Annotated in this window: 11 protein-coding genes; 9 read left to right on the top strand and 2 right to left on the bottom strand. The window is 35.9% G+C overall.

What is annotated here, in order from left to right:
- The 4 genes from nusA to VKY50_RS10020 all read left to right on the top strand — a co-directional run.
- A partial coding sequence (nusA, locus tag VKY50_RS10035) for a transcription termination factor NusA (RefSeq protein WP_324301431.1) occupies window positions 1–1,185 on the top strand: 1,185 nt, incomplete at its 5' end.
- Between the two features lie 42 nt (window positions 1,186–1,227).
- Window positions 1,228–4,122 (top strand): translation initiation factor IF-2, encoded by a 2,895-nt coding sequence (gene infB / locus VKY50_RS10030; RefSeq protein WP_324301429.1) that lies wholly within the window; start codon window positions 1,228–1,230, stop codon window positions 4,120–4,122.
- Between the two features lie 287 nt (window positions 4,123–4,409).
- The gene (locus VKY50_RS10025; protein WP_324301427.1) at window positions 4,410–4,832 is read left to right on the top strand and encodes a VOC family protein; all 423 of its coding nucleotides are present in this window, start codon (window positions 4,410–4,412) and stop codon (window positions 4,830–4,832) included.
- Between the two features lie 201 nt (window positions 4,833–5,033).
- Entirely contained in the window at window positions 5,034–5,837 is an 804-nt protein-coding gene (locus VKY50_RS10020) for an endonuclease/exonuclease/phosphatase family protein (RefSeq protein ID WP_324301425.1), read from the top strand.
- A 19-nt stretch (window positions 5,838–5,856) separates the two neighbouring features.
- On the opposite strand, the gene VKY50_RS10015 is transcribed toward VKY50_RS10020, so the two are convergent.
- Window positions 5,857–7,194, bottom strand: coding sequence for an alkaline phosphatase PhoX (locus tag VKY50_RS10015; protein ID WP_324301423.1), 1,338 nt, complete (start codon window positions 7,192–7,194; stop codon window positions 5,857–5,859).
- Window positions 7,195–7,677: 483 nt separating this feature from the next.
- Entirely contained in the window at window positions 7,678–8,199 is a 522-nt protein-coding gene (locus VKY50_RS10010; RefSeq protein WP_324301421.1) for a phage integrase SAM-like domain-containing protein, read from the bottom strand.
- A 281-nt stretch (window positions 8,200–8,480) separates the two neighbouring features.
- On the opposite strand from VKY50_RS10010, the gene VKY50_RS10005 reads away from it, so the two are divergent.
- The 5 genes from VKY50_RS10005 (at window position 8,481) to VKY50_RS09985 (ending at window position 11,983) form a co-directional block, all read left to right on the top strand.
- Entirely contained in the window at window positions 8,481–9,728 is a 1,248-nt protein-coding gene (locus VKY50_RS10005) for a site-specific integrase (RefSeq protein WP_324301419.1), read from the top strand.
- Window positions 9,718–10,371 carry a hypothetical protein gene (locus tag VKY50_RS10000; RefSeq protein WP_324301417.1) on the top strand — a complete coding sequence of 218 codons (654 nt, stop codon included), beginning with the start codon at window positions 9,718–9,720 and terminating at the stop codon, window positions 10,369–10,371. Before VKY50_RS10005 ends, VKY50_RS10000 begins: the two co-directional genes overlap by 11 nt.
- Before the next feature lie 96 nt (window positions 10,372–10,467).
- The gene (locus tag VKY50_RS09995) at window positions 10,468–10,770 is read left to right on the top strand and encodes a helix-turn-helix domain-containing protein (RefSeq protein WP_324301415.1); all 303 of its coding nucleotides are present in this window, start codon (window positions 10,468–10,470) and stop codon (window positions 10,768–10,770) included.
- The gene (locus VKY50_RS09990) at window positions 10,770–11,210 is read left to right on the top strand and encodes a helix-turn-helix domain-containing protein (RefSeq protein WP_324301413.1); all 441 of its coding nucleotides are present in this window, start codon (window positions 10,770–10,772) and stop codon (window positions 11,208–11,210) included. The genes VKY50_RS09995 and VKY50_RS09990 overlap by 1 nt, the downstream gene beginning before the upstream one ends.
- The gene (locus VKY50_RS09985; protein WP_324301411.1) at window positions 11,207–11,983 is read left to right on the top strand and encodes a P-loop NTPase family protein; all 777 of its coding nucleotides are present in this window, start codon (window positions 11,207–11,209) and stop codon (window positions 11,981–11,983) included. Before VKY50_RS09990 ends, VKY50_RS09985 begins: the two co-directional genes overlap by 4 nt.
- Window positions 11,984–12,150 lie beyond the last annotated feature (167 nt).

Raw genomic sequence — 12,150 nt, 5'->3', positions numbered from 1 at the left:
AAGCTTATAGATCGTGTAACCCTAATGGCCATTTTAGAAGATGTATTTAGAAATGCGCTAAAAAAGAAGTTTGGATCCGATGATAATTTTGATATTATTATAAATCCAGACAAAGGAGATTTGGAGATCTGGAGAAATCGTGTAGTGGTAGCTGATGACGAGGTTGAGGATGAGAATCAGGAAATATCATTATCCGAAGCAAGAAAGATTGAACCTGATTTTGAAGTGGGTGAGGATGTTTCTGAGGAAGTGAAGCTAATCGATCTTGGAAGAAGATCTATTTTGGCGTTGCGTCAGAATCTGATCTCAAAGATACACGAGCACGATAATACTACCATATACAAGCAGTTTAAAGATCTTATCGGAGAGATTTATACGGCTGAGGTACATCATATCCGTCACAAGGCTGTTATCTTGCTGGATGACGAAGGGAATGAAATCATATTACCAAAGGATAAACAGATCCCCTCTGATTTCTTTAGAAAAGGAGAGAACGTACGCGGGATTATTGAAGGTGTGGAGCTAAAAGGTAATAAGCCTATGATCGTGATGTCTCGTACGGCACCAGAGTTTCTGGAAAAATTGTTTGAACAAGAAATTCCAGAGGTATTCGACGGTTTGATCACTGTTAAAAAAGTAGTGAGAATTCCTGGTGAGAAAGCGAAGGTAGCCGTAGATTCTTATGATGATCGTATTGATCCTGTTGGAGCATGCGTTGGAATGAAAGGATCTAGGATTCACGGAATAGTACGTGAATTAGGGAATGAAAATATTGACGTGATCAATTATACTAATAATCCACAATTATTTATTAGTAGAGCATTGAGCCCAGCTAAAGTAAGTTTAGTAACTTTGAACGATGAAACCATGCATGCCGAGGTGTTATTGAGACCAGAAGAGGTGTCAAAAGCAATTGGTAAGGGTGGTTTTAATATTCGTCTAGCGGGTCAGTTAACAGGCTATGAAATAGATGTATTGCGAGAAGGTGTTGAGGAAGATGTTGAATTGACGGAATTCTCAGATGAAATCGAGCAATGGATTATTGATGAGTTTAAAAGAATAGGTCTAGACACTGCGAAGAGTGTATTAGATAATGATATTGAAGATCTTGTTAAAAGAACGGATCTTGAAGAAGAGACTATTCTTGAGATAGTTAGGATTCTAAAAGAAGAATTTGAAGACTAACTTTTGTATTAAGAATATAAAATTAGGATAACAAAAATTTATATGGCTGAAAGCGCAAAATTGAGGCTAAATAAGGTACTAAGAGAATTAAACATTTCTTTAGACAGGGCAGTAGAGCATCTATCGTCAAAGGGTTTTGATATAGAGGCTAGACCTACAACCAAAATTACTAATGAGGTGTATAACGTTCTTTTAGACGAATTTCAAACAGATAGGAGTAAAAAGGTTGCATCCAAAGAAGTTGGCGAGGAAAAACGGAAGGAGAAAGAGGCTATCCGTCAGGAATTGGAGAAGGAGAACGAGTTAAAGCGCCAAAGACAATTGGAGGAGGAACAGGAAATTATTCGTGCTCGAGCCACCCTTTCTGGTCCAAAAACTGTTGGAAAAATCGATCTTAGCGATAAGAAAAAAGATGATGCCGCTGAGGTTCCTAAGGTAGATAAGCCAATAGATAAAGCGTTGGAACCACCACAAATATCGGATTCCGAGCCTAAAGCTGAACAAAAGGCTGGTCCATCTGAAAATGCTTCTGTTCAGCCACAGGAAAAACAAACGGAGGAAAAAACAGCCAAAATCGAACCTAAGAAAGTGGAGGATCCCACAGAAAAATCAACTGAACCTGTGAAGGATAAAAAATCCGATGAGGTGAAAAAGCCACAAGCGCCTAAGGCTGTTGAAACACCACAAGCTCCCATCAAGACTAAGAAAATGATCGTTGATGATGAGGTGGTGGATTCAGAGCAAATCAAGACAAAGTACACCAAGCTTTCAGGGCCTAATTTTACAGGTGAAAAAATTGATTTATCCCAGTTTAATAAACCTAAGAAGAAAAAAGAAGCGAAAGAAGATCCTAATAAAAAAGGCGCTAAGTCTACCAGTTCTACGGATGACAAAAAGAAACGTCGTAGAAGAATAAGTAAAGATAACAAAGATGTACGTCCAGGAAATAATTCTGGTAACAGATTTAACAAGGACAATAATAAGAATAGACGTAAAGGTGCTGGTCAAAAAAGACCGGTAGAAAAAGTAGAGCCTACTGAGGAAGAGGTACAAAAACAAGTACGTGAGACCTTGGAAAAACTTCAAGGTAAAGCCTCTAAGTCTAAAGGAGCAAAATACCGTAGAGAGAAAAGAGATTTTCACCGACAAAAAACAGAGCAAGAAATTGCACAACAAGAGGCAGAGAGTAAAACACTTAGAGTAACTGAATTTGTTACCGTTAGTGAACTCGCCACCCTTATTGATGTTCCTGTAACTAAAATTATTTCTGCTTGTATGTCATTGGGTATGATGGTGACAATGAATCAGCGTTTGGATGCGGAAACATTAACCATTATTGCTGAAGAATTTGGTTATGATGTAGAGTTTATTACGGTTGACCTTGAGGATGCTGAGGTGGAAAAAGTTGACGCACCAGAGGATCTTGAACCAAGAGCTCCTGTTGTAACTGTGATGGGTCACGTTGACCACGGTAAAACTTCTTTACTGGATTATATTCGAGAGGAGAATGTAATTGCTGGAGAAAGTGGTGGTATTACCCAGCACATCGGAGCATATGGAGTGACCCTAAAGAACGGTCAGAAAATTACCTTCTTAGATACACCAGGTCACGAGGCCTTTACTGCCATGCGTGCTCGTGGTGCTCAAGTAACCGATATGGCCATTATTGTAATTGCAGCGGATGACGATGTGATGCCACAAACCAAAGAAGCGATAAGCCACGCTCAAGCGGCCGGCATTCCAATTGTGTTTGCTATCAATAAGGTGGATAAACCAACGGCGAACCCTGATAAGATTAAAGAAAGTCTTGCCAATATGAACTTATTAGTTGAAGATTGGGGAGGAAAAATTCAATCTCAGGATATTTCAGCTAAATCTGGTTTAGGAGTTCCTGAATTACTTGAAAAAGTACTTTTAGAAGCGGAACTATTAGAGCTAAAAGCGAATCCTAATAAGAATGCTGTCGGTGCTGTTGTGGAAGCTTATCTTGATAAAGGACGTGGATATGTATCTACAGTTCTTGTTCAAGGTGGAACATTGAAAATTGGAGATTACTTGCTAGCTGGAACCCATAGCGGTAAAGTAAAAGCTATGCAGGATGAACGCGGAAACAATATTCCAGAAGCTGGTCCTTCAACCCCAATTTCTGTGTTAGGTCTGGATGGCGCGCCACAGGCTGGTGATAAGTTCAATGTATTTGAGGATGAGAAAGAAGCAAAACAAATTGCAGCAAAACGTACGCAATTACAACGTGAACAATCCGTTAGAACGCAAAGACATATTACCCTTGATGAGATCGGTAGACGAATTGCACTTGGTGAATTTAAAGAACTGAACATTATTCTTAAAGGAGATGTTGATGGATCAGTGGAGGCGTTGACTGACTCATTCCAAAAGCTTTCTACAGAGGAAATTCATATCAACATAATTCACAAAGCCGTTGGACCAATTACAGAATCAGATGTACTTTTAGCAACCGCTTCGGACGCCATTATTATAGGGTTTAATGTACGACCTATGGGGAATGCAAGAAGTATTGCAGATAAGGAAGAAATAGATATCAGAACATACTCTATCATCTATGATGCGATTAACGATCTGCGTGATGCTATGGAGGGCATGTTGTCACCTGAATTGAAAGAAGAAATCACAGGAACTGCAGAAATTAGAGAAACTTTCAAGATTTCTAAAGTAGGTACTATTGCAGGATGTATGGTTACCGATGGTAAGATATACCGAAATTCTGGTGTTCGATTGATTCGGGACGGTGTCGTAATATTTACTGGAGAGCTGGCTTCATTGAAACGTTTCAAAGACGATGTCAAAGAAGTTTCGAAAGGGTACGATTGTGGTCTTCAAGTTAAAAATTATAACGATATTCAAATTGGCGATATTGTTGAGAGCTTTAGAGAGGTTGAGGTGAAGAAGAAGCTTTAATTCTTATTTCAACCAAACAATATTTACAAGATAAAATAAACTTAATAGATAAAATGGATGCTAGGAAACTGGCATCCATTTTTGTTCTTATAAACCTTTTTGCAAGTCCAAGTCAAAATGTTTTTAGGGCCTTACTCCATCGATTGTCGTATACTACACCGCTAAATGTCGGAATTTACCCTGGTTGGTTCTGTTTTATAATTTACTTTTACTTTATTGATTTTTAACAGTTATAGATGGCTGTAAATCAATTAAAGAACTATTGTATTAATCAAAATACGACTTTTATGAAAGTAAACATGTATTTAAATTTTGACGGAAATGCGGAAGAAGCATTTAATTTTTATAAATCTGTATTTGGTGGTGAATTCTCTTTCAAATTGAGATTCTCAGAGACTCCAGAAGGTGATAAAATCCCCAAGGAAGAGCAAAATAGGATTATGCATATTTCCCTACCATTAAGTGGAGATTCCGTTTTGATGGCGTCCGATATTATGCCTTCTGCTAACCAAACCTTAAAGCATGGCAATATGAATTATATATCCTTGCATCCGCAAAGCAGAGAAGAAGCAGATCGTTTATTTACTAGTCTTTCTGAAGGAGGGTCTGTAGAGATGCCTATGGAAGACCAATTTTGGGGTGATTATTTTGGATGTTTCGTGGATAAATTCGGGATACAATGGATGATCAATTACAACCCCGAGTTCTGATCTACTTTATTATAAATTGACCACGGATTAGGTTGGTGAACTAGCATTTTTATATGAACCATAGCTTGTCCAATATTATATTCTAAAAAATAATGGCAAGCTTTGGGAGAATGCTAAGGATTGTTTTAATTTAACGCTTTGTATCCACGCTGGGCATTGTAAAAGCGGCAATTAACGTGTAATCATTTAAACCTTCATTCCATGGTGAAACTATTTTTGATTAGAATTCTACTGGTATTATTTCTCTGCGTTTCAGGGAAGGTAAAAGCGCAACAGGCTGCCGAAGAACGAATAATTGTGCGGGTTTTGACCCTTAATATCCTACATGGCGCTACAGCGAAAGGGGATTTCGATCTTGATGTTATTTCAGAACTGATAAATAGTACTACTCCTGATTTAGTTGCCCTCCAAGAAGTAGACTTTAAAACAAATCGTGCTAAAAACCTTGATTTAACTACCGAGTTAGCACAGCGAACAGGAATGACCTCCTATTATGCTAAAGCGATGGATTATGATGGTGGTGCCTATGGTGAAGGGGTGTTGTCCAAATGGCCGATCCTCTCGGCTAAAAGTGTCGCATTACCCCATCAGCCAACAAGTGAGCCTCGTGCGGCAGCTGAAATCATCATAACGATCTCTCCTGGAGATACCATTCGCTTTATAGGGACTCATTTAGACCATTTGAAGGAAAACCGCGATCGATTGATGCAAGTTAAGGCCATCAATCAGAAGTTAGCTGGCGGTGATCATCCAGCTATTTTAGCTGGTGACCTTAACGATATACCAACAAGTAAGCCTATTAAAATACTTGAATCGCAATGGAATGCAGCCTACCTAGAAACCAGGCTTGAGCCTACTTTTCCCTCTAATGATCCTAAGAAAAAGATAGATTATATTATGTATGCTCCTAAAGCGGCTTGGAAAGTACTTGAATCTAAAACAATCTGTGATCAAATTGCTTCGGATCATTGCGCTTATCTTGTTGTTCTAGAGTTCCTTCCTTAACGCTTTAGTGGTGTTCACTTTAGCTGTGAAGTTTATCCCACGGCCCTGTTATAGCTACGGTTTCTCCGTTTTCTTGAATGTTTACAAAGAGGGTTTTACCAGATGGTGAAAACACAGCACCTGCTAGCTCTGATTTACTGCTTTTATTTACACCGAAAAGCTGAATATTCCCATCTTGATCTATAATATGCAGACGATTGGTTTCTCCATTATCCTCACAAGCCATAACTGATCCCCACGGTGTTATAGTAAGATTATCACACATATGAAGAACTGTTTTATCTTCAGATTCAGCAAAGAGTTCCAGGGTGTTTTCTTTGAGGTTAATTTTAAACACTTGTCCGAATCTCTGAGGGCCTCCATTGGTACAAGCGAAGTATACCTCATGATCACTATACCACATCCCTTCACCTCTGGCGAAACAGGCAGCGCCTAATTTCATTCCTCTGTAACGGAGGTCGTCTTCCTCTGGGGTTACATCATCGATGTCGATCCATTCAATGGGTAATTCTTTATTTAGGACGACTGTTTTTTCTTCCCAGTTTCTGGTGTCTAAAGTTTTTTGATCGACAATCGCTAATACTTGTAGCCGGCCGCCAGCATGTAAATCGTCTCGATTATTGGGTATAAATCTATAAAGTAGACTATCATGCCTATCCTCTGTTTGATAAATGTATCCATTGTTAGGATCGACTGCTACAGCCTCGTGGTTAAATCTTCCCATTCCTCGAATAGGCTTGGCATCTACTAGTCCGTCGGCATTTGCGGGTACATCAAAAACAAACCCATGATCTTGCTCTAGAAATTCACCATCAGCATTACTAACGTCTTCCTCACAAGTTAGCCACGAATTCCATGGGGTCACCCCTCCTGCACAATTGCGGTAGGTCCCTGCCAAACTAAGAAATTGTTTTTCTACCTCTTCAGTGGATTCATCATATACAAGTGTTGTGGTTCCTCCTAGTCCAGGTTTAATGGATTTTCCAGCATCAAATAACTTGTTAATATCTACCTTATCCAGCCATTGGTTTTCATCACCAAAGGGACTTTCCGATAATGGAGAAAGATTGATTTCGTGGTTTCTTATTAGTATGACCTTTTGGTCAGGACCTTTAAAGGCACCCATTCCATCAGGTCGCCCTGGAACCCTGAGACCATCATTCATTGGATCTCCTTTCTTGGAGATAATCTTATATGAAAACCCTTCTGGGAGATCTAAATATCCTTTTGGGTCAGTTTTCAGTGGTAGTTTTGTTGTAGCATTTGATGTCTTTGATGATTTTAGGGTGCACCTTGATAGTGCTAAAAACCCTAAGGAAACTAGGGCAGTTTGTGTTACAAAGGTTCTTCGTTTCATAATTTTTGGTTTTTACTTTTCATACAGATCTTGTAATTTCTGCTGCCCTGAATTTTATTTTTGATTTACCATTCAAAAAAAACTAAAAAGCTCAGGGTTTTGCAAAATAAACAATATTAATAGCAACCCATATTATGTAATTGTAAAAAGGGTATTAAATCCAAAATCTTGTTGGATCTATAGGATGAGGTTAACAAACGTGCATTTTTATGAGTAGAATTATGAACCTCTATGATCTTTAGGTAGTGACCATAGAATGATTATAGGAAAAAGGAACTATCTGTTTCGAGAGTAACAATAATTTTCCTTATCTTTAGGTGATACTCCCGGATATTCATACCTTTTACTTCTATCTAACTTCTTTTCCTTCCCTAGAACTACTATAAAATATTCTAAAAGATAATTTCTATGAATTTATTATTGTACAGTAAAATAAGAGGATTTCGTTACTGCGTCAAATTCACTCCGTCATCTAAATTTTTATTAATTTTTATAGCCTTTATATTGGTTTCCTTCGGGATTTAGGTATTTGTTAATGATTTCCAGAGCTTGTGGTAATATAGGGATATTGCAAACAGTCCGGGTTTTAGTTCTTTTTATTTTAATCCATTTTTTGCCATCAATCCCGAGCACTATGTTATCATCGCTGAGTTTACTTACATCTATATACGCAAGACCAGTATAGCAAGTAAATAAAATAATGTCCCTGACTTGTTCAAGTCTTTGAATGGAAAACTCTTTTTCGGAAAGTTTTTGAAGTTCTTCTTTGGTCAAAAACTCTTTTTCAATTTCATGGGTGCATAATTTAAAATTGTAAAATGGATCTCTCTCTATCCAACCATTTGCGTGACTAATACGAATCACCTTTTTTAAATAAGATAAATACTTCATGGTTGAATTATGAGAAAGATCAACGGTGGTTTTTAAATAATAAATAAAGCTATTAATGTATTTAACATCTATTCGGGCGCACCTGTAGTGACACCTAAGGTGCTCCCGAATCATACACATTTTAGTTGATTTCAATTGAATTTAAAGGAATATAAGGAATTAAAAAAACCTGTAAAATCTGATGTTTTACAGGGTTTTAATATCATTTAATATGTTAAAAGTACTCGAGGTGGGAGTACCATTAAATTTAAACCCTTCTAAACTCCTCTAAACACATATATACTACCAATACTGTAATAATTGTAATTATTTTAAATTAACTTTTACAGTTTTTTATTAAAAAAAGTATCCCTTTTCGTATCCCCTTTTGTATATTTAAATCAAATTTAATTTATATGAAAGTTTCATTTCATTTAAGAACAGATAAGTTTGATAAAGAAGGATATGCGCCTGTAAGAACTTTGATATCTGCAAATGGGTTTAAAATATTTAGAGCTATTCCGGGAGTAAAGTGTGATAAGAAACACTGGGATGAAAAAACGGAAAGGATTAAGCCTTCCAAAAAATCAGAGCCTTACAATTATGCAGTAGAATACAATTTAAAAATTGATGAGTTTGCTGAAAAGCTTCGGAAATTACAAAGGCATATTCTACTTAATGATATCGTTCCTACAAAAGATTTTATTACCGCCAAGCTTAAGGATGGAGTAAATATAAATCTAGGAAAGGAGTTCTGGAGTTCTTTTGAAGAATTTATTGAAACTAACAAAACTACTAAGGTAGAAAGAACTATAAAATCATATATAACCACTAAAAATTTCCTTAAAGATTTCGAAGAAGAAACAGGATATAAACTATATTTTGAAACCATAACTCGGGAGTTTTTTGAAAGATTGCAAGACTATACTTTTCTAGAAAAAAAGAATAAAAACAGCTACTTAGCTTTTTTGATTAAAACCTTGAAGACTTTTATGACGTGGGCTTATGAGAGGGAATACCACAATAATTTACAATACAAGAAGTTTAGAGCAAAAGAGGATGAGACGGAAGTGATTTACCTAACAATGGATGAATTGTTAGCGTTATACAATCATAAATTTGAAACCAAAAAACATGAACATGTCAGGGATACCTATTGTTTTGCGTGCTTTACTGGGCTCCGGTTTTCAGATATAAAGCAATTAAGGCCGTCTAACATCTTTGATGATTATATCAAACTTAACATTCAAAAAACTAAAGTCAAAGATCATATTATTCCTTTGAATGATTACTCGAAGGCTATTCTTAGGAAATATAAGGATACGATATATGAGCCTTTACCAGTAATTTCTGGACAGAAGTTTAATAAATACATAAAGGAATGCTGTAAGAAGGTTAAAATCAATAAGCAGGTTACTATTACTCGATATATAGGTCAAAAACGTATAGATAAAACCTACGATAAGCATGAGCTGATTACAAGCCATACTGCAAGAAAGACATTTGCAACCAACAGTTTAATCATGGGAATGAATGAAATGGTAGTAAGAAATATTACCGGCCATAAAGGAAGTTCTTTTAATCGTTACGTTAAAATAGCAAATGACTTTAAACAACAGGAAATGGACAGTACCTGGAATAAAATTCAGACGGATGAACAATGATCGGATTGATAAAAATTTTGGAATTTTAAGTTTAGCAGCGATTTTTTTGTTAGGTACTTTATGGATTGTTGTAGATAATGATGGTGTATCATTTCAATTTGCGATGTTTAGTGGGATTCTTTTCTTTTTTGCGGCTTTTATTGCTTTTAGTATCCAAAGCTATTTGAAACATATTAATATTTCGAATATTGAAGGGGGTAAATCTAATAATGATAGGAAAATAAGTTTAAATAAGAATCCAAATGATTTGAAAAAGGTCCTAGTTAGGTTGTTGGAGCCTAAGAATAAAGGTCAAGAGCAGCAAATAAATGTGTTCATTAATAATGTCTTTGAATGGGATAGTAAATATGGCACTATTCCAAATTATGGTACATCTTTAACTTATTTAAATAAGAAAAAAGTAAAACTTTTATCGGGATTTATGTTTTATATGCTCAATAATAAAAAGATAACTTCCCAACAGAGCCAACCTAAAAAGAAGTTTTTAGAATCTGTTATGGTTGCCGAGTTGAAACATTTAAACATTCCTAATATTGGATTGTCGGAAGATGGACTTCGCAAGCAGTTAGGTAAGAACCTAGAATACTTTAAGCAACAGTTTTTCTCTTCTTCTACAATGGCGGAGTTTAAGCTTTTTCAATAAAATAACTTCCCAAAATATAATGGGAACTTCCCTGAGTCCGTGGTTAAATTTAGTTTAGCTCATGAAAACGATGTTTAAAATTAAAACTCATCCAACATGAGCAACGTACTATTTTACACACACAACAAAGAAGATTTAAAAAGAGCTGTCAAGATGATTCTTGATGAAATCAGAAAGACAGAAACTATTTCAGACTCACCAATTGATCCGGAAGAGGATCGACTTACCCAAAAAGAAGCAGCCAAATTCCTTGGCATTTCAGTAACAAGTCTTATCAGTTGGAAGAAAAAAGGGATTGTTCCTTATTTCCAAATAGGAAGATCCATCTTTTATTCTAAAACGGAATTATTAAAGATTGCAAGAAAGAACCCTGGACTTGTAAAACCAAGTAGAAAGTAATGGAAAAATTAGAGCCGGCATATTATGCTGTATTAACAGCACCTGTAAGATATGACAAGAGACTTTCTCCAGCAGCTAAAATATTATTTGCAGAAATAACTGCATTAACGAATAAAAATGGTTTCTGCTATTCTAGTAATAAATATTTCCAGAATCTATATCAAGTATCAAAACAGACCATAAATAATTGGCTAATGCAATTGGAGGAATATGGTTATATAAAGAGACATATTTATAGAGATAAGGGTAGTAAAGAAATTTTGAATAGGTATATCACAGTTTTTGACAAGCCTATACAAATAAATTTGAATAGGCCTATACAAAAAATTTTGACTGATAATAATACAAATAGTTTAATATTAAAATCTAATAATTATAAAAAGAAAAAATTAAAAAAAGAAAAGGACAAAAAAGTTAACGCAAATCCGAGAAAGCCATGAAAAATACTTTAGGGCAGCGCGAAAAAAAACAAATAGGGCTAGATAGCGAAGAAGAAAGAAAAAAAAGAGTTGCTGAGGAAAAAAAAGAAAACGCAGCAATTATAGAATACTTTGACAGGATTCATGAACAAAAGGGAAGAAGCCCTGCCACTGAGATTACCACGGATCAATTTAAGCAACTTTTTTGGAAAGAAGGCAAGAGATACTATGCCCGTGAAAAAAGACGCTTTGTCGTAGACGAAAACAATAAACTCTTCCTTGATTTAATATGCAGGTATTTTTCAAGTGATTTGTCATTTGAAAAAATGACAAACGGGGAGTTAAGAAAAGGGCTTTTGGTTTATGGGAATTGCGGAACGGGTAAAAGTTCCATGTTTGACATAGTCCAAAGGGTAAGTTTGAAATACAACATTAAACATTTGTATTTCACAAATATTTCTGTTCATGATATCGTTAGTCAATTCAATAAAGAAAGCAAGCAAAACAAATTAGTAGGAGGAGAATCCGTGATTGAAAAATATAGCCGCGGACCAGTGCATTTTGATGATCTGGGAACGGAAAAATTAGTTCAATCCTGGGGGATAAAAGAAAACCTTTTCGATAGGCTCTTGCAGATTAGATATAACGAATTTAAAGCCAAAGGAACAAAGACATTCGTGACTACAAATTTATCTATTAGGGAGCTTCAGGATAACTATTCAGAGCAGGTTAATGACAGGTTATATCAAATGTTCAATTTTCTTGAACTTAATGGGAATTCAAGAAGGTTTTAAGAGTGTATGTATAGAGCAAGTCGAATAGGGGCTACACCCCTATTGCTCGACTTGCTCTGCGAGGCTGAATGACCATAAATCCTATACATACAAGAGAATCATAGTCTTATAACCTTTTATAAGAAAAATATAATTAAAGACTTAAACTACAGATAATCAACACCTAT

It is taken from the genome of Galbibacter sp. (assembly GCF_035306585.1).
Classification (GTDB): domain Bacteria; phylum Bacteroidota; class Bacteroidia; order Flavobacteriales; family Flavobacteriaceae; genus Galbibacter.
The sequence above is the reverse complement of the archived record's forward strand: the minus strand, read 5'-3'. Positions and strand labels throughout refer to the sequence as shown.